The following is an 18,171-nucleotide window of genomic DNA, read 5'->3' on the forward strand; positions in this document are numbered from 1 at the left end:
ATTTTCAGATTTAAAAACATTATGAGTAAATTTTGAATAGGGGTGAAGCCATGAGTAGTAATGATTTAATAGAACAAATAGTTAAAGAAGTTTTGAAAAGTATGGAATCTATTCAAAATGATGAACACAAATATGAGTCTGAAGAAATTCATGGTAGTGGAAGAGCTTGTGAAATTGTAAGTAAAAAAGATTATCCTTTAGGTAAGAAGAGACCGGAGCTTATAAAGACAAGTACAGGTAAATCTATAGATGATATAAGTTTAGAAAATGTGTTAAATGGAAAAATAACTTTAGATGATGTTAAGATAAATAAGAAAACACTTTTATATCAAGCTCAAATAGCAGAATCTGTAGGTAATATTCAACTTGCAGCAAATCTTAGAAGAGCAGCTGAACTCACTGTAGTTCCAGATGCTAGGGTATTGGAGATTTATAATGCTTTAAAACCTCATAAATCTACAAGACAGCAATTGATTGAAATAGCAGAAGAACTTGAAAATAAGTATAAAGCTAAATTAAATGCTGAGTTTGTTAGGGAAGCAGCTGAGTCATATGAAAAAAGAAATATGATAAAAGTGTAGGTTTAAAGAGTAGTGTTTAAATTCTAAACATTGGATATACTGAGATAGGTTGTAGTAAAGCTTTGGAAATCTATAATGGAGACAGCCGGTGCAATTAAAAACGATAGGAGCAGTACTTCATCGCTATAAACTTAAAGAAAATCACCCTCTTATTAATAAAGGACTCTAAATATTTATGAAAGAATAAAGTAGATATAGAATAATTGGGTGTAACGCTTCAAGATTCTATAAAGTTATACCTTTGAGATCAATTTATAGTGCAAGTAATGAGAAATTAGAACAACAGACAAAATAGTTCTGTAGTCATTTCTATTTTTAAGAAGTATAATTATTCTCTAAAATTTATGCATTAACTCCATAATGTAGCAAGGGGGGGATTTTGATGAATGGAGAAGCTATTGGTGTTATTGAAACTATTGGAATGACTGCAGCAGTAGAAGCTGCAGATAGTTGTGTGAAATCGGCTAATGTGACCCTTATAGGTTATGAGTTGACAACAGGAGGACTTGTAACAATTAAAATAGAAGGTGACGTAGGAGCAGTTAAAGCTGCCATTGATGCAGGAAAAGTAAGTGCAGAAAGAATAGGTACTGTAGTTGGAACTCTTGTCATACCAAGACCTGCACAGAATTTACACAAGATTATAGAATCCGATTCAACAGTAGGAATTAAAAGTACAGAAACAGAAGAAAATTTAATTTGTGATAAAAAAGAAGAACTACAGGAAACGTTAGTTTCTGAAAAAAATTTAGAACCGGAAGAAGAGCCGGTTTCAGAAGAAACTGAAGAATCAAAAGAAGAGCCAGTTTCAAAAGAGATTGAAGAACCAGAAGAAGAGCCAATCTCAGAGGAAACTGAAGAAGAGCCAATTTCAGAGGAAACTGAAGAAGAGCCAATTTCAGAGGAAACTGAAGAACCAGAAGAAGAGCCAGTTTCAGAAGAAACTGAAGAATCAAAAGAAGAGTCGGTTTCAGAAGAGATTGAAGAACCGGAAGAAGAGTCAATTTCAGAGGAAACTGAAAAACCAGAAGAAGAGCCAGTTTCAGAAGAAACTGAGGAATCAAAAGAAGAGCCGGTTTCAGAAGAGATTGAAGAACTGGGAGAAGAGTCAATTTCAGAAGAGACTGAAGAACCAGAAGAAGAGCCGGTTTCAGAGGAAACTGAAGAATCAGAAGAGGATTTAACTCCTGAAAAAGATGTAGAGTCAGAAGAGAATTTGACTCTCAAGGAAAGCGTAGAGCCAAATGATAATGATCTTAATGAAGAAGCAAAGGAAAAAGACGAAGAAGTAGCTGTTAAAAAAGATAAAGGTAAAACAGGAAATCATGTTTCTTCAAAAAAGAATGCTAAGGATAATGAAGTATGTAATATATGTCGTGATCCTGCATGCCCTAGGAGAAAAGGACAGCCAAGGCATTTATGCCTTCATTATAAAAAGATGGGAAAGTGATGAATTATGGTAGAAATAAATGAAAAATTAATACAAGATATAGTAGCTAAAATTATAACTGGAAATAAACCTGAACCTAAGGCTGAAATTGATAAAGATGGATTTTCTATACCTGTAGGTATATCCAATAGACATATACATTTAACTAAAGAGCATTTAGAGTGTTTATTTGGTGAAGGATATGAATTAGGAGTTAAAGGTTCAGTAAAACAACCAGGACAATTTGCAGCAAATGAAACTGTTGCCATTGCAGGACCAAAGGCTATTTTTCCTAAAGTAAGAATTTTAGGGCCTATAAGAAGCTATAGTCAGATTGAAATATCTAGAACAGATTCACGTACTCTTGGGATAAAAGCACCAGTTAGAAATTCTGGAGATTTAGATAATTCAGCAACTCTTTCTGTTATTGGACCTAAGGGATCAATAATCCTAAAGAATGGAGTTATATGTGCTAATAGACATGTTCATATGTTACCAGAACAGGCAAAGGTTTATGAAGTAAAAGATGGAGACTTAGTAAAGGTAGAAACTATGGGAGATAAAGGGGTTATTTTTAAGAATGTTTTAGTTAGAGTAACTGATACATCCGCTTTAGAATTCCATATAGATACAGATGAAGCTAATGCGTGTGAAATAAAAAATGATGCTTTAGTTAGAATATTAAAATAAGCAGGTGATGATATGGCAAGAAAGCTTTCAAGAATTTTATTAGGAGTAAATGATCCACCTAAAAAATCTTTAAAACGTGATGTGCCTAAAGAAACTCCAAAAGAGGTTTCAGAAGAAGTTCCAGAACAGAATTCAAAAGAAGTTTCAAAAGAAACTTCAAAAGAAACTTCAAAAGAAAGTGTACCTAAGAAACCAGCTAAGAAAAGTATATTAGATGATGCTAATGCATTCATAATGGATATGGAAAAAGTCATGAAAAAGCCTAGGGCAGTGGGAAAAGATGATAAATTAAAGGTTGGAGTAGATTTAGGTACTTCTAATATTGTTATAGCAGTATTAGATGAGAACAATAAACCAGTGGCAGGAGAATTATTTTCTGCAAATGTAGTTAGAGATGGTATAGTTGTTGAATATCTAAATGCTGTGACTATACTCAGAAAATTAAAAGGTAAATTGGAGGGCACTTTAAATAGAGAATTATTGTATGCTGCTACGGCTATACCTCCAGGAATAAGTACAGGGAATACAAAAGTTATTCAAAATGTAGTAGAAGCAGCAGAATTTCAAGTAAGTAATGTAGTAGATGAACCAACTGCAGCTTCTGAAGTTTTGAAAATAAAAAATGGTGCAGTAGTGGATGTAGGTGGTGGAACTACGGGAATATCCATATTACAAGATGGAGAAGTAGTGTATTCAGCAGATGAACCTACAGGAGGACATCATTTAAGTTTAGTTGTGGCTGGAGCACTTCAGATGGATTATGAAGCGGCGGAAAAATATAAAGTTGATATGAAAAATTATAATAGAGTGTTTACATTAGTAAGACCAGTAGTAGAAAAGATGGCAGATATAGTCGTTCAGCATATTAAGGGGTTTAATGTAAATGAAATTTATCTGGTTGGAGGAACCTGTTGTCTAAAAGATATAGAAAAGGTATTTGAAAAGTATACAGGTATAAAAACTATTAAACCACACGATCCCCTTTTAGTAACACCTATGGGAATTGCTATGAATGATACTAAGTTCAGTTAGGAAATGTTCTATAAAGTGCGGCTAGGGGTTAAATGACTTAAAAATAAGTGAGGTGAGTAAATGGATATTCAAGATTTACTAAGGCCTATAGTTACTCAAATTGTAAATATGTTAAACAAGAGAGCACTTTTGTTTATATCTGGAGGAGAAGTTAATTTAAATGAAATATTTGAATCTCTTTCTTCCATGGGCATTATAAAATACGATATAGTTATGACAGAAAATGCCAAGAGCGTTATTCCAGAAAGTTACATTAGTAGTTTGAAAGGAAAGATAATAGAATCTAGAGAAGAATTGACTGGCGCTTTAAAAGCAGACGATTTAATAGTAATACCAGTAATGACTAGAAACACATTGTCTAAATGTGCGGTTGGAATACAAGACAACTTAGTTACTACGGGGATAGCAGAAGCTCTTATGATGGATAAGGAAATAATTGCAGTAACAGATAGTTTTGATCCGGAAAATCCTACAAATGTGTCTTTAGGGCTTAATAAAAATAAAGCATATAATAAATTCATATTGAATTACAAGGATACTTTGAGTAGTTTAGGAATTAATTTTGTAGAAGGAAGTAACTTGAAGAAAGCAATAGAAGAAAAATGTGTTCTTATAAATCACAGGACTGTACATGGTGAGGAAAAGAGTGAGCCTGTGAATAAAGAAAGTATGGAAGATCTAATCAGTGCTATAGTAGAGAAGCAAATAAATAGTAGACTCGGAAATATGAAGCCAGTAAACAATACTGTACAAGAACAAGCAAGTAATACTGTAGAAAAAGTAAAAGACACACCAACAGTTTGTGAGATTCCAAAGGTGTCTTCAGATACAAGTTCAAATAAACCAAAAGTAGTTGAAGACAAAAGAATGTTATCGGGGATTATAACAATGAAAGATATTACGCAAAATGCTCACGGGTGTAAAGAAATTAATGTAAAAGAAGGTGCTTTAATAACTCCTTTAGCAAAAGATTATATAAAAAATAATGATATAACTGTAAGGTATTGTTAATAGCTGAGAAATTTTAAGAAAAGGAGAATAAATATGTTTTTAGCTAAAGTAGTGGGAAACGTTGTTTCTACTCAAAAGCATGAAAAGCTCATAGGAAATAAACTTCTAATAGTTAAAAAACTAGATGAGAAAGAAAATATAATACAAACTGAACCTATGGTTGCTATAGATACAGTAGGTGCCGGCATTAACGAAATTGTTATTGTGGTTACAGGAAGTGGAGCAAGAAAAGCAAGTAATACTATAGATATACCAACAGATGCTTCAATTGTGGGGATTGTAGATTCCGTTGAGTGGAACGAAAGTTTGATTTAATGCATCCTTTTCAAAATAATATTTTATATAGTTGATTTTAGTAAATATATTCTTAAATAATATTGTATATGATTAGAATATATATTACTTTATTTTTTAAAAGTGCTCTTTATTGTATTTACCCATTGTATTTGCAAGTGAGGGTTGTGTGATATTTTTATGATATTGTGGTACTAATATAAGTAAAGGATTAACAGTTGTAAATTTCTTTACTGAACTCAGAAAATGAAGTATAATGTCATAATAGTAATATAAATATTGCAACACTTTAGAGGGAAGAGAGGTGTAATAGATGGATTTACTAAAAAAGATTAAAGATGCAGGTATTATAGGAGCTGGAGGAGCAGGATTTCCAACTCATGTAAAACTGAATACCAAAGTTGAATATTTCATAGTAAATGGTTTAGAATGTGAACCATTACTGCAGTCAGATAAATATTTGATGAGAAATTACAGTGACGAAATAGTAGAGACAGTACAAAAAATAGGGGAAGCGATTGGAGCAGCACATGCTGTAATAGGCTTGAAAGCAGCTTACCACACTGAAATAGAAGTACTTAAAAAGTCAATAAACAAATTGAATTCAACAGTAGAATTATTTTTAAGTGAAGCTTTTTATCCTGCAGGTGATGAGCAAGTATTAGTTTATGAAGTAACAGGAAGGACAATACCACCAGGAGGAATACCTTCAAGCGTAGGAGCAGTGGTATCAAATGTAGGTACAGTAGTTAATATTGCTGATGCTGTTAATGATAAACCGGTTACATATAAGTATGTAACTGTTATAGGAGAAGTAGGAAACCCTTCAATCATAAAAGTTCCAATAGGAACAAAAGTTATGGAATGTATAGACAAATGTGGGGGAACTACAGTAGATGACTATATAGTAATAATGGGTGGACCTATGATGGGAAAGAAGCTTTCAAAAGAGGAAGCAGAAGACACAGTTATTACGAAAACTAATGGAGGAATTATAGTAATTCCAAGGAACCATCTTATACAGCAAAAAGAATCAATATCAATAGATCACATGATAAACAAGGCAAAATCATCATGTATACAATGTCATTATTGTACAGATATGTGTCCAAGATTTTTGATTGGACATCCATTACATCCACACAAGGTAATGAGAGGCATAGCTTTAGCTGAAGGAAATGAAGCACTTAAAGAAGCAATAATATGCTGTCAATGTGGAGTGTGTGAAATGTTTGCATGTCCTATGGGATTATCACCAAGGAGAATGAATGCATATGTTAAAGCACAGATGATGGCAAAGGGTATAAAATGGAAAAATGAAACAGACCAATTTGAAGGCAGGATAATGAGAGAAGAGAAGAGAATACCAACAGGTAGATTAATCGCAAGATTAAGAATGAATAAATATAAAGGACAGTCAATTAAAGAGGGAGAAGAATTAGTTCCAGGACAGGTAAGTATACCATTGAAACAGGGACTTGGAGCACCATCTACAGCAATAGTTTCAGTAGGAGACATAGTGGAAGTAGGACAGATGGTAGGTGCAATAGACGAAGGAAAAATGGGAACAAATGTGCATGCCAGCATTAAAGGCGAAGTTATAGAAGTAAATGAAAATGTAGTCATAAAGGCTATATAAAAAGTTGAGGTGATATCATGGTAAGAACTATAGGAATGGTAGAGTTAAATAGTATAGCGAAAGGAATAAAAACAGCAGATGCCATGGTAAAGGCTGCAGAAGTAAAGCTGCTTTTATCAAAGACTGTTTGTCCAGGAAAATACATTATATTGATTACAGGAAATGTAGGAGCTGTTACAGCTTCAATAGAAGCGGGAGTAAGCATAGGAGGACAACATGTAGTAGACAAGTTATTACTTCCAAATGTACATGAACAGGTAATTCCAGCAATAAATGAAGCAACAGGGGTTTCACAATTAAAAGACCTAGGAGTTATGGAGTTCTTCAGTATAGCAACAGGAATAGTTGCAGCAGATGCAGCAGCTAAATCAGCAGATGTACAGCTTATAGAAGTTAGAATGGGAGTTGGAGTAGGGGGAAAATCCTTCGTAACTTTAACAGGAGATGTAAGTGCAGTTAAGAATGCAGTAGAAGCTGGAGTTAATGTTTCACTTGAAACTGGAATGCTTGTAAATAGTGAAGTTATATCCGGACCAAGCAAAGATTTATTACAATATTTATTGTAAGATTTAAATTTGTTAGAAATGCACCTTCTTATGCAGCGATGCTTTGGAGGGAAGTATATAATTAATAGTAAATAGTAATATAAATATTACGACATTTCAGGGGGAAGAGAGGTGTAATGATGGACTTACTAAAAAAGATCAAAGATGCAGGTATTATAGGAGCTGGAGGAGCAGGATTTCCTACTCATGTAAAGCTGAATACCAAAGTTAAATATTTCATAGTAAATGCTTTAGAATGTGAACCGCTATTACAGTCTGATAAATATTTCATGAGAAATCACAGTGACGAAATAGTAGGAGCAACAGAGATAATAGGAAAATCATTAGGGGCAGAAAAAATTGTAATAGGTTTAAAAAACGTTTATTATAATGAAATAGATGCACTTACAAAGTCTATAAAGAAATTAAATTCTCCAGTAGAACTGTTTTTAAACAGGAGTTTCTATCCAGCAGGAGATGAGCAGATACTGGTTTATGAAGTAACAGGAAAGACAATACCACCAGGAGCAATACCTTCAAGTGTAGGAGCAGTGGTATCAAATGTAGGTACAGTATTTAATGTATTTGAAGCTCTAAAAGATGAGCCTGTTACATACAAATATGTAACTGTTGTAGGAGAAGTGGGAAGTCCTGCCATAGTAAAAGTTCCAATAGGAACAAAAGTTACAGAATGTATAGAAAAATGCGGAGGAGCCACAGTAGGTGATTACGTAGTAATAATGGGCGGACCTATGATGGGAAAGAAAATCTCAAAAGAGGAAGCAGAAAATACATTTATTACAAAAACCAATGGAGGAATTATAGTAATTCCAAAGGAACATTATGTAGCTGAAAGAGAAAGACTTACTATAGATGAGATGGTACACAGAGCAAAAGCAGCCTGTGAACAATGCCGTTATTGTACAGAATTATGTCCTAGATATCAGATTGGACATCCACTACACCCACATAAAATAATGAGAACTATGGCATTAGGGAGAAACGATGAAGAAGTTCTTAAGGAAGCAATAATATGCTGTCAGTGTGGAGTATGTGAAATGTATGCATGTCCAAATGGGTTATCTCCAAGACGTATAAATGGATATGTCAAAGCTCAGTTAGGAGCAAAAGGTATAAAATGGAAGAATGAAACAGACGTATTTACAGGGGATCCTCAGAGAGAATTCAGAAAAGTTCCTACAGGTATGCTTATAACAAGACTTGGAATGAATAAGTATAAGGGACAACCATATAAAGAAAATGAAGAATTGGTACCAGCACAGGTAAGTATTCCATTGAAACAGGGTATAGGTGCACCATCTACAGCAGTTGTAAAAGTAGGAGATGTGGTTAAAAAAGGACAGATGATAGGAGCAATAGACGAAGGAAAAATGGGAACAAATGTACATGCCAGCATCAACGGAACTGTTGTTGAAGTAAATGAAAATGTAGTTATAAAAGCTATTTAAGGGTTGAGGTGATAACCATGATAAAAACTATAGGAATGATAGAATTAAACAGTATAGCAAGAGGAATAAAGACAGCAGATGCCATGATAAAGGCAGCAGAAGTTGAATTACTGTTAGCAAAAACTATTTGTCCTGGTAAATACATTGTGATGATTACAGGAAATGTAGGAGCTGTTACAGCTTCAATAGAGGCAGCAGTGAGCATAGGAGGAAAACATGTAGTAGACAAGTTATTGCTTCCAAATGTTCATGAACAGGTAATTCCTGCAGTAAATGAGGCTACAGGTGTTGTAAAATTAAAGGATTTAGGAGTTATGGAATTCTTTAGTGTGGCAACAGGAATTGTTGCAGCAGATGCGGCAGCTAAAGCGGCAGATGTACAGCTTATAGAAGTTAGATTAGGAATGGGAATGGGCGGAAAATCTTTTGTAACTCTTACAGGAGATGTAAGTGCGGTTAAGAATGCAATAGAAGCAGGTGTTAATGTTTCACTTGAGACTGGAATGCTTGTAAACAGTGAAGTCGTATCCGGACCAAACAGAGATTTATTGCCACATTTGTTATAGAATATGTAAGGAATAATATAAGTAGAGTAGTATAGTATTACAACACTTTAGGGTTAAGAGAGGTGTAATGATGGATTTACTAAAAAAGATTAAAGATGCAGGTATTATAGGAGCTGGAGGAGCAGGATTTCCAACTCATGTAAAACTGAATACCAAAGTTGAATATTTCATAGTAAATGGTTTAGAATGTGAACCATTACTGCAGTCAGATAAATATTTGATGAGAAATTACAGTGACGAAATAGTAGAGACAGTACAAAAAATAGGGGAAGCGATTGGAGCAGCACATGCTGTAATAGGCTTGAAAGCAGCTTACCACACTGAAATAGAAGTACTTAAAAAGTCAATAAACAAATTGAATTCAACAGTAGAATTATTTTTAAGTGAAGCTTTTTATCCTGCAGGTGATGAGCAAGTATTAGTTTATGAAGTAACAGGAAGGACAATACCACCAGGAGGAATACCTTCAAGCGTAGGAGCAGTGGTATCAAATGTAGGTACAGTAGTTAATATTGCTGATGCTGTTAATGATAAACCGGTTACATATAAGTATGTAACTGTTATAGGAGAAGTAGGAAACCCTTCAATCATAAAAGTTCCAATAGGAACAAAAGTTATGGAATGTATAGACAAATGTGGGGGAACTACAGTAGATGACTATATAGTAATAATGGGTGGACCTATGATGGGAAAGAAGCTTTCAAAAGAGGAAGCAGAAGACACAGTTATTACGAAAACTAATGGAGGAATTATAGTAATTCCAAGGAACCATCTTATACAGCAAAAAGAATCAATATCAATAGACCACATGATAAACAAGGCAAAATCATCATGTATACAATGTCATTATTGTACAGATATGTGTCCAAGATTTTTGATTGGACATCCATTACATCCACACAAGGTAATGAGAGGCATAGCTTTAGCTGAAGGAAATGAAGCACTTAAAGAAGCAATAATATGCTGTCAATGTGGAGTGTGTGAAATGTTTGCATGTCCTATGGGATTATCACCAAGGAGAATGAATGCATATGTTAAAGCACAGATGATGGCAAAGGGTATAAAATGGAAAAATGAAACAGACCAATTTGAAGGCAGGATAATGAGAGAAGAGAAGAGAATACCAACAGGTAGATTAATCGCAAGATTAAGAATGAATAAATATAAAGGACAGTCAATTAAAGAGGGAGAAGAATTAGTTCCAGGACAGGTAAGTATACCATTGAAACAGGGACTTGGAGCACCATCTACAGCAATAGTTTCAGTAGGAGACATAGTGGAAGTAGGACAGATGGTAGGTGCAATAGACGAAGGAAAAATGGGAACAAATGTGCATGCCAGCATTAAAGGCGAAGTTATAGAAGTAAATGAAAATGTAGTCATAAAGGCTATATAAAAAGTTGAGGTGATATCATGGTAAGAACTATAGGAATGGTAGAGTTAAATAGTATAGCGAAAGGAATAAAAACAGCAGATGCCATGGTAAAGGCTGCAGAAGTAAAGCTGCTTTTATCAAAGACTGTTTGTCCAGGAAAATACATTATATTGATTACAGGAAATGTAGGAGCTGTTACAGCTTCAATAGAAGCGGGAGTAAGCATAGGAGGACAACATGTAGTAGACAAGTTATTACTTCCAAATGTACATGAACAGGTAATTCCAGCAATAAATGAAGCAACAGGGGTTTCACAATTAAAAGACCTAGGAGTTATGGAGTTCTTCAGTATAGCAACAGGAATAGTTGCAGCAGATGCAGCAGCTAAATCAGCAGATGTACAGCTTATAGAAGTTAGAATGGGAGTTGGAGTAGGGGGAAAATCCTTCGTAACTTTAACAGGAGATGTAAGTGCAGTTAAGAATGCAGTAGAAGCTGGAGTTAATGTTTCACTTGAAACTGGAATGCTTGTAAATAGTGAAGTTATATCCGGACCAAGCAAAGATTTATTACAATATTTATTGTAAGATATATAAAATTATATTTAAATAAGATAATTTATAGGTATGTAATATAATCTAATAGTATAGATTTATCTAAAAAAATAGATACTACTATATTTGTTAAGAATGCACCTTCTTATGCAGAAATAGGCTTTGGAGGATAGACATATAACATTCACAATAATGTAAATACGGTAGTATAAATATTACAACCTTTAGGGGTAAGAGAGGTGTAATGATGGATTTACTAAAAAAGATCAAAGATGCAGGTATTATAGGAGCTGGAGGAGCAGGATTTCCTACTCATGTAAAGCTGAATACCAAAGTTAAATATTTCATAGTAAATGCTTTAGAGTGTGAACCGCTATTACAGTCTGATAAATATTTCATGAGAAATCACAGTGACGAAATAGTAGGAGCAACAGAGATAATAGGAAAATCATTAGGGGCAGAAAAAATTGTAATAGGTTTAAAAAACGTTTATTATAATGAAATAGATGCACTTACAAAGTCTATAAAGAAATTAAATTCTCCAGTAGAACTGTTTTTAAACAGGAGTTTCTATCCAGCAGGAGATGAGCAGATACTGGTTTATGAAGTAACAGGAAAGACAATACCACCAGGAGCAATACCTTCAAGTGTAGGAGCAGTGGTATCAAATGTAGGTACAGTATTTAATGTATTTGAAGCTCTAAAAGATGAGCCTGTTACATACAAATATGTAACTGTTGTAGGAGAAGTGGGAAGTCCTGCCATAGTAAAAGTTCCAATAGGAACAAAAGTTACAGAATGTATAGAAAAATGCGGAGGAGCCACAGTAGGTGATTACGTAGTAATAATGGGCGGACCTATGATGGGAAAGAAAATCTCAAAAGAGGAAGCAGAAAATACATTTATTACAAAAACCAATGGAGGAATTATAGTAATTCCAAAGGAACATTATGTAGCTGAAAGAGAAAGACTTACTATAGATGAGATGGTACACAGAGCAAAAGCAGCCTGTGAACAATGCCGTTATTGTACAGAATTATGTCCTAGATATCAGATTGGACATCCACTACACCCACATAAAATAATGAGAACTATGGCATTAGGGAGAAACGATGAAGAAGTTCTTAAGGAAGCAATAATATGCTGTCAGTGTGGAGTATGTGAAATGTATGCATGTCCAAATGGGTTATCTCCAAGACGTATAAATGGATATGTCAAAGCTCAGTTAGGAGCAAAAGGTATAAAATGGAAGAATGAAACAGACGTATTTACAGGGGATCCTCAGAGAGAATTCAGAAAAGTTCCTACAGGTATGCTTATAACAAGACTTGGAATGAATAAGTATAAGGGACAACCATATAAAGAAAATGAAGAATTGGTACCAGCACAGGTAAGTATTCCATTGAAACAGGGTATAGGTGCACCATCTACAGCAGTTGTAAAAGTAGGAGATGTGGTTAAAAAAGGACAGATGATAGGAGCAATAGACGAAGGAAAAATGGGAACAAATGTACATGCCAGCATCAACGGAACTGTTGTTGAAGTAAATGAAAATGTAGTCATAAAAGCTATTTAAGGGTTGAGGTGATAACCATGATAAAAACTATAGGAATGATAGAATTAAACAGTATAGCAAGAGGAATAAAGACAGCAGATGCCATGATAAAGGCAGCAGAAGTTGAATTACTGTTAGCAAAAACTATTTGTCCTGGTAAATACATTGTGATGATTACAGGAAATGTAGGAGCTGTTACAGCTTCAATAGAGGCAGCAGTGAGCATAGGAGGAAAACATGTAGTAGACAAGTTATTGCTTCCAAATGTTCATGAACAGGTAATTCCTGCAGTAAATGAGGCTACAGGTGTTGTAAAATTAAAGGATTTAGGAGTTATGGAATTCTTTAGTGTGGCAACAGGAATTGTTGCAGCAGATGCGGCAGCTAAAGCGGCAGATGTACAGCTTATAGAAGTTAGATTAGGAATGGGAATGGGCGGAAAATCTTTTGTAACTCTTACAGGAGATGTAAGTGCGGTTAAGAATGCAATAGAAGCAGGTGTTAATGTTTCACTTGAAACTGGAATGCTTGTAAACAGTGAAGTTGTATCCGGACCAAACAGAGATTTATTGCCACATTTGTTATAGGATATTAAGAACAAAGTGAATTTTAATAACTATCAAGATTGAAACAGAGAATATTTTAAATTAAATTCCAGTAAAATGAACTATTTATTTTACTGGAATTTAATTTTGCAGTAAAATTTTTTATAAAGTTGTTGAATATTTATTTTATATGTGGTAATATAATTCATATATTCAATTGAAAAACACATGTCTTTCAATTGCGGACAAGGTGTGAAGTTATGAAAAATAAATTTCTTATAATTGATACTAGTATACTTCCTGATGTGTTTGACAAAGTGGTAAAGGTAAAGGAACTTCTTAGAACTGGCCATGTGAAGGATATATCAGAAGGAGTAAAGCAAGTAGGTATAAGCAGAAGTACTTATTATAAATATAGAGATTCAGTTTTTACCTTGTCTGAAAGTGTGGCAGGGCATAAAATAACTTTGGGATTAACTTTAGCCCATAAGGCAGGAACATTATCGAAAATACTTGATAATATAGCTCAGAAAAAGGGAAATATACTTACTATAAATCAAGATATACCTATTAATAATGCCGCTAATGTATCTATAACTTTTGATGCCTCTCAGCTAGAGGTTGAAGTTAACGAGTTGATGGAAGATATAAGAACCTTGAAAAGTGTAATAAAGGTAAATTTAGTTGCAGTAGAGTAAAAAAGATATTTAATAATATCTATACATATATTTAGTTATGTTGAATACCTTTAATGACTTATCTATGTGAAATTATATATAAATAAAACTATGAAAAGGAAGAGTAAATAATAAACTACTTTAAAGAGAGAGGAATTCCGTGGCTGAAATATTCCTTGAGGGAGAATTATTGAAAACCACCTTTGAGTTGTATACTGAAATTCTTATTAGGTATTTCCGCAGATCTGCGTTATGGATATGGAGATAACAGTATGAAGATTGTTAAGTATAAGATTATCTATTGTTACACATAATTTGGGGTATGTGTATTAAATAATTTTAATTAAATATTACTGTTAATTTGGGTGGAATCGCGATAAAACTCGTCCCATGTGGGAAGAGTTTTTTGTTTTCATAACAAGGGAATTAATTATTTGTTTGAAAGTGTTAAATAAAAAGGAGGGCGATAATATGGTTAATATAGCAATGCTTGGATATGGTGTAGTAGGTAGTGGTGTAGCTGAACTTATATTTAGAAATAAAGATAAATTCAAAGATGAATTAAATGAAGAATTGGTATTATCAAAAATTTTAGTTAGAAATATTAGTAAGCACACAGATAACAAGAACAAAGAACTTTTAACAGAGGATATAGATGATATTTTTAAAGAAAAAGTGGACATCATAGTTGAAGCCATGGGGGGACTTGATCCATCCTATGAATATGTAAAGAGGGCTTTAAATATGAAAAAACATGTGGTTACAGCTAACAAAGATTTAATTGCGGAATATGGTTATGAACTTTTACAAATAGCAAAGAAGAATGGAGTTACTATTCATTTTGAAGCTAGTGTAGGAGGAGGAATACCTATACTTAAATCAATAAATGAATGTCTTGTAGGAAATGAAATAAAAAGCATAAAATCCATATTGAATGGTACTACTAATTTTATATTATCTAAAATGAATCATAATGGCATGAGTTATACAGAAGCGCTGGAACTTGCACAAAAATTAGGATTTGCAGAAGCCAATCCAGAATCAGATGTTAAAGGATATGATGCAGCCAGAAAACTCTCAATTTTATCTACAATTGCTTACAATAGGAGGGTAGACTGGAAGGATATAAACATAGAGGGAATTACAGAAATCGATGAATATGATTTTAAATATGCTAAAATGGAGAAATGCAGTATAAAATTAATGGGAATTAGTAAACTGGGAAGTAAACATATATATGCTACAGTTATGCCTGTTATGGTAAAAGAAGATTCTGTTCTTGGGAAAATTGAGGACGAGTATAACGCTATTTTGGTAGAAGGAGATGCTGTGGGAGATGTTATGTTTTCAGGAAAGGGCGCAGGAATGTTTCCTACTGCTAGTGCGGTATTTGCGGATATAGCGGATATAGTTAAACAGAAGAGAAAAAAATGCATTACTTTTAGCAGTGAAAAGGCGGAAATAGATAAGAGTTGGGGATTGAAGGGAAAGTGGTTTCTTAGAGTAAAAACACAAAATAGAGTAAAAATTATACAGGGCATATCTTCAAGCTTTAAGAGTTGTTATATTTTATCTAGTACTTTTTCAGGAAATAAAGAAGAAGTGGTAGCTTTTGTAAATGCAGATAATGAGGTCTGTATAGATAATTATATTGAGAAAGTTAAATTAAAAGGAGAAGCCTGTGATGTTAAAAAATTGTTGGTTTTACACTAAAAAGTCTATCCAAAATGAATGGCTAGCTTATTATACTAGTCTAGTTACATAATATCCGTTGATTAATAATTACTGGCAGAATTTGTTTTCCAAGGTATCTTCATAAAAAATATTTTATCAATTGGGAGGAAGTTGAATATGGCTAAAGTGAAAGTAAGAATACCAGCTACTACTGCAAATATGGGACCGGGATTTGATACTTTGGGTATGGCCTTAAAGTTATATAATGAAATTGAAGTGGAAGAAATAAATGGGAAAACACAAATATATAATAATGGACTAAAATCTGAGGAGGATTTTGGAAATAATCTTATATATAAAAGTATAATAGAAACCATGAATAAAGGAGAATATTCTTATAAAGGATTTAGAATTGATGTAGTTAAGTGTGATGTACCTATCTCTAGGGGACTTGGAAGTAGTTCCGCTTGTATAGTTGGAGGTATAAAAATAGCAAATGAGATTATGGGAAATAAATTAGAGTTAAAGGATATGATTGACTTAGCTACTAAAATAGAAGGCCACCCAGATAACGTAGTACCTGCAATAGTAGGTGGGATGGTAGTATCTTTGAAGACGGGGGAGGATATAAAATATTCAAAGATAGATTTACCTAAGCAGTTAAAGTTTGTGGCCATGATACCATCTTTTCAGGTAAATACAGCTCTTTCTAGAAAGGTTTTACCTAAGTCTTATTTAAAAGAAGAATGCATATTTAATATATCAAGATGTGCCATGCTTGTAAGTGCTCTTTACAATGGGGAATTTGATAAACTTAGAACATGTTTTCAGGATAAAATTCATCAACCTTATAGAAAAAATTTAATAAAAAATTCTGATGATATCTTTGAAAAGGCAGTGGAATTTGGTTCCATAGGTGAGTTTATAAGTGGCTCAGGATCTACACTTATGGCTGTGTTGAATAAAAATGAGGATGAATTTGTTATATCTATGAAAAAGTATTTAAGTGGACTAGAAGATAGATGGAATGTAATTTTACTTGAACCAGATTTAGAAGGAGTTAGAATTGTTGAGATCTAATATGATAATATAAAGGATACCTCTTTAGTATATTACTTTTTACTTTGATGGATAAATAAAATATTTTTATTTATAGTTTATTCAATATATTTAAAATAAAGGGATTTAATTATTTATGTAGAATTTAAAATTCATAGATGAATGTAAAGAGGTGGAATTATGTTAGATGTTAACATAAAGTTTAAAGATATGAAAATCTCAAGTGTGGAAGAAAAAGATTTAATTGGAATACAAAAATGGATGGAGACCAATAAGGTTTTTTTGAAAGAAGAATCTACATTGAAAGAATTAAAAAATAGATTTTTAGAAAGTTATATAAGTGAGTGTGAATTCTTTTTTAAAATAGAAAAGAGTAAAAAGTTAACAGGCATTTTGAAAGGAAGGGTTGAATTTAAAAAACAAAATGAACTTTGGATATGGTTTTTTTATTTAGATAACATATGCAATAATGAGAATTTACGTAGTGATATAATAAAATATTTAATGAATTATTTTAATAGAAGATATGGAGTAAATATTTTTTTTGCTAGAGTAATTAAGGATGAAACAGACAATATAGTTTTTTGGAAAAATATAGGATTTAATCTTGCAAGAATAGTAAAAGATTTTTATAATGTCAATGGAAGACATATAGATATGATGCTTATGAAAAAAATTGGTGTATCACAGTAATATTTTTCTCTTCCCTATAATAATAATATATAGGAATACTATGAGTAGGGGTGAAAAGATGAGATACACAAGATATGATTTAAAAAAGCAAAATGGTTTTAAGGTTTTCGTGGTTTCGTTATTAATGATATTTTTTCTTGCTTTTATAATTGGAACTTTTGTATTTAAAGTAATTGTGAAAAATACAGCTGGCTTTAGTCCAAATGATATAAAAATTTCTGATTCTAGTAATAAGTATGTGAAATTTGTAGCTATTCAAGGTGGAGTCTATAAGGACAAGAATAATGCAGATACACAAAAAAATTTACTGTCTAACTATGGAGTTTCCTTTTCTGTAACAGATTCAGATAAGACGAGAGTTTGCATGGGTATTTATACTGAGGAAAATGCAAAAGGCATTATGGATTCCCTTACAAAAAAGAATATAGATAATACAAAAATAGTATTTACTGTACATCAAAATGATTTGTATAATGTAGAAGTAACAGAAATAATAAATGCGAATCTTAAGATATTAAATAAACTCTCAGAAAGTGATGTAAAATCTATAAAAACAGATGAGTTAAAAAAATGGTGTACTTCTTTAAAAGATGTAAATGACGGTGATAATAATAGTAAGTTAATTTTAAAAGAATTAAAAGAATATATAAATAAACTTCCAGAAGAAATTGAAAAAAAAGATGGTGAACAAAATTATATTTACATATTTGATATATTAAAAAAAATAAGTTCTAGTTAATTAAATATTGATCATAAATAAATGTGAAAAAATATGGCAAGTAT

19 protein-coding genes and 1 other annotated feature are annotated in these 18,171 nt (G+C 32.7%); all 19 genes read left to right on the forward strand.

The window, feature by feature from the left end:
* Positions 1-50 precede the first annotated feature (50 nt).
* The 19 genes from BS101_RS05480 to BS101_RS05570 all read left to right on the forward strand — a co-directional run bounded on the left by BS101_RS05480 (position 51) and on the right by BS101_RS05570 (position 18,127).
* The gene (locus tag BS101_RS05480; protein ID WP_073537910.1) at positions 51-581 is read left to right on the forward strand and encodes a diol dehydratase small subunit; all 531 of its coding nucleotides are present in this window, start codon (positions 51-53) and stop codon (positions 579-581) included.
* A 382-nt stretch (positions 582-963) separates the two neighbouring features.
* Positions 964-2,031 (forward strand): BMC domain-containing protein, encoded by a 1,068-nt coding sequence (locus BS101_RS24210; protein ID WP_073537911.1) that lies wholly within the window; start codon positions 964-966, stop codon positions 2,029-2,031.
* 6 nt (positions 2,032-2,037) lie between these two features.
* Positions 2,038-2,700 (forward strand): phosphate propanoyltransferase, encoded by a 663-nt coding sequence (locus BS101_RS05490; RefSeq protein ID WP_073537912.1) that lies wholly within the window; start codon positions 2,038-2,040, stop codon positions 2,698-2,700.
* Positions 2,701-2,712: 12 nt separating this feature from the next.
* On the forward strand, positions 2,713-3,732 hold the full coding sequence (eutJ, locus tag BS101_RS05495; protein ID WP_073537913.1) for an ethanolamine utilization protein EutJ: 1,020 nt from the start codon (positions 2,713-2,715) through the stop codon (positions 3,730-3,732).
* Positions 3,733-3,792: 60 nt separating this feature from the next.
* Positions 3,793-4,743 (forward strand): flavoprotein, encoded by a 951-nt coding sequence (locus BS101_RS05500; RefSeq protein ID WP_073537914.1) that lies wholly within the window; start codon positions 3,793-3,795, stop codon positions 4,741-4,743.
* Positions 4,744-4,776: 33 nt separating this feature from the next.
* Entirely contained in the window at positions 4,777-5,058 is a 282-nt protein-coding gene (locus tag BS101_RS05505; RefSeq protein ID WP_011989415.1) for a EutN/CcmL family microcompartment protein, read from the forward strand.
* Between the two features lie 292 nt (positions 5,059-5,350).
* Positions 5,351-6,676, forward strand: coding sequence for a 4Fe-4S dicluster domain-containing protein (locus tag BS101_RS05510; RefSeq protein WP_073537915.1), 1,326 nt, complete (start codon positions 5,351-5,353; stop codon positions 6,674-6,676).
* Positions 6,677-6,693: 17 nt separating this feature from the next.
* The gene (locus BS101_RS05515) at positions 6,694-7,242 is read left to right on the forward strand and encodes a BMC domain-containing protein (RefSeq protein ID WP_011989417.1); all 549 of its coding nucleotides are present in this window, start codon (positions 6,694-6,696) and stop codon (positions 7,240-7,242) included.
* 119 nt (positions 7,243-7,361) lie between these two features.
* The gene (locus tag BS101_RS05520) at positions 7,362-8,690 is read left to right on the forward strand and encodes a 4Fe-4S dicluster domain-containing protein (protein WP_073537917.1); all 1,329 of its coding nucleotides are present in this window, start codon (positions 7,362-7,364) and stop codon (positions 8,688-8,690) included.
* 17 nt (positions 8,691-8,707) lie between these two features.
* On the forward strand, positions 8,708-9,256 hold the full coding sequence (locus BS101_RS05525; RefSeq protein WP_073537916.1) for a BMC domain-containing protein: 549 nt from the start codon (positions 8,708-8,710) through the stop codon (positions 9,254-9,256).
* A gap of 70 nt (positions 9,257-9,326) precedes the next feature.
* Positions 9,327-10,652: a 4Fe-4S dicluster domain-containing protein gene (locus BS101_RS05530; RefSeq protein WP_073537915.1), complete on the forward strand. Its 1,326-nt coding sequence runs from the start codon at positions 9,327-9,329 to the stop codon at positions 10,650-10,652.
* A 17-nt stretch (positions 10,653-10,669) separates the two neighbouring features.
* Positions 10,670-11,218, forward strand: coding sequence for a BMC domain-containing protein (locus tag BS101_RS05535; RefSeq protein ID WP_011989417.1), 549 nt, complete (start codon positions 10,670-10,672; stop codon positions 11,216-11,218).
* Between the two features lie 214 nt (positions 11,219-11,432).
* Positions 11,433-12,761, forward strand: a complete 1,329-nt coding sequence (locus BS101_RS05540; RefSeq protein WP_073537917.1) for a 4Fe-4S dicluster domain-containing protein — start codon at positions 11,433-11,435, stop codon at positions 12,759-12,761.
* A gap of 17 nt (positions 12,762-12,778) precedes the next feature.
* Complete coding sequence (locus BS101_RS05545) at positions 12,779-13,327, forward strand: BMC domain-containing protein (RefSeq protein ID WP_073537916.1); 549 nt, start codon at positions 12,779-12,781, stop codon at positions 13,325-13,327.
* 218 nt (positions 13,328-13,545) lie between these two features.
* Positions 13,546-13,983, forward strand: a complete 438-nt coding sequence (locus BS101_RS05550) for an ACT domain-containing protein (protein ID WP_073537918.1) — start codon at positions 13,546-13,548, stop codon at positions 13,981-13,983.
* Positions 13,984-14,064: 81 nt separating this feature from the next.
* Positions 14,065-14,356: a binding site (T-box leader), on the forward strand.
* A 77-nt stretch (positions 14,357-14,433) separates the two neighbouring features.
* A complete protein-coding gene (locus tag BS101_RS05555; protein WP_073537919.1) occupies positions 14,434-15,675 on the forward strand; it encodes a homoserine dehydrogenase in 1,242 nt (413 codons plus the stop codon).
* 138 nt (positions 15,676-15,813) lie between these two features.
* A complete protein-coding gene (gene thrB, locus BS101_RS05560; protein ID WP_073537920.1) occupies positions 15,814-16,716 on the forward strand; it encodes a homoserine kinase in 903 nt (300 codons plus the stop codon).
* A 159-nt stretch (positions 16,717-16,875) separates the two neighbouring features.
* Entirely contained in the window at positions 16,876-17,388 is a 513-nt protein-coding gene (locus tag BS101_RS05565; RefSeq protein WP_073537921.1) for a GNAT family N-acetyltransferase, read from the forward strand.
* Between the two features lie 58 nt (positions 17,389-17,446).
* A complete protein-coding gene (locus BS101_RS05570) occupies positions 17,447-18,127 on the forward strand; it encodes a hypothetical protein (protein WP_073537922.1) in 681 nt (226 codons plus the stop codon).
* Positions 18,128-18,171 lie beyond the last annotated feature (44 nt).

Origin of the sequence: Clostridium kluyveri (assembly GCF_001902295.1) — a bacterium.
In the GTDB taxonomy this organism is placed as follows: Bacteria; Bacillota; Clostridia; order Clostridiales; family Clostridiaceae; genus Clostridium_B; species Clostridium_B kluyveri_B.

Coding starts and splice junctions, on each gene's coding strand:
- BS101_RS05500 (WP_073537914.1), top strand. CDS start 3,793: ATGGATATTCAAGATTTACTAAGGCCTATAGTTACTCAAATTGTAAAT.
- BS101_RS05565 (WP_073537921.1), top strand. CDS start 16,876: ATGTTAGATGTTAACATAAAGTTTAAAGATATGAAAATCTCAAGTGTG.
- thrB (WP_073537920.1), top strand. CDS start 15,814: ATGGCTAAAGTGAAAGTAAGAATACCAGCTACTACTGCAAATATGGGA.
- BS101_RS05480 (WP_073537910.1), top strand. CDS start 51: ATGAGTAGTAATGATTTAATAGAACAAATAGTTAAAGAAGTTTTGAAA.
- BS101_RS05570 (WP_073537922.1), top strand. CDS start 17,447: ATGAGATACACAAGATATGATTTAAAAAAGCAAAATGGTTTTAAGGTT.
- BS101_RS24210 (WP_073537911.1), top strand. CDS start 964: ATGAATGGAGAAGCTATTGGTGTTATTGAAACTATTGGAATGACTGCA.
- BS101_RS05515 (WP_011989417.1), top strand. CDS start 6,694: ATGGTAAGAACTATAGGAATGGTAGAGTTAAATAGTATAGCGAAAGGA.
- BS101_RS05550 (WP_073537918.1), top strand. CDS start 13,546: ATGAAAAATAAATTTCTTATAATTGATACTAGTATACTTCCTGATGTG.
- BS101_RS05535 (WP_011989417.1), top strand. CDS start 10,670: ATGGTAAGAACTATAGGAATGGTAGAGTTAAATAGTATAGCGAAAGGA.
- BS101_RS05505 (WP_011989415.1), top strand. CDS start 4,777: ATGTTTTTAGCTAAAGTAGTGGGAAACGTTGTTTCTACTCAAAAGCAT.
- BS101_RS05525 (WP_073537916.1), top strand. CDS start 8,708: ATGATAAAAACTATAGGAATGATAGAATTAAACAGTATAGCAAGAGGA.
- BS101_RS05555 (WP_073537919.1), top strand. CDS start 14,434: ATGGTTAATATAGCAATGCTTGGATATGGTGTAGTAGGTAGTGGTGTA.
- BS101_RS05490 (WP_073537912.1), top strand. CDS start 2,038: ATGGTAGAAATAAATGAAAAATTAATACAAGATATAGTAGCTAAAATT.
- BS101_RS05545 (WP_073537916.1), top strand. CDS start 12,779: ATGATAAAAACTATAGGAATGATAGAATTAAACAGTATAGCAAGAGGA.
- BS101_RS05530 (WP_073537915.1), top strand. CDS start 9,327: ATGGATTTACTAAAAAAGATTAAAGATGCAGGTATTATAGGAGCTGGA.
- BS101_RS05520 (WP_073537917.1), top strand. CDS start 7,362: ATGGACTTACTAAAAAAGATCAAAGATGCAGGTATTATAGGAGCTGGA.
- eutJ (WP_073537913.1), top strand. CDS start 2,713: ATGGCAAGAAAGCTTTCAAGAATTTTATTAGGAGTAAATGATCCACCT.
- BS101_RS05510 (WP_073537915.1), top strand. CDS start 5,351: ATGGATTTACTAAAAAAGATTAAAGATGCAGGTATTATAGGAGCTGGA.
- BS101_RS05540 (WP_073537917.1), top strand. CDS start 11,433: ATGGATTTACTAAAAAAGATCAAAGATGCAGGTATTATAGGAGCTGGA.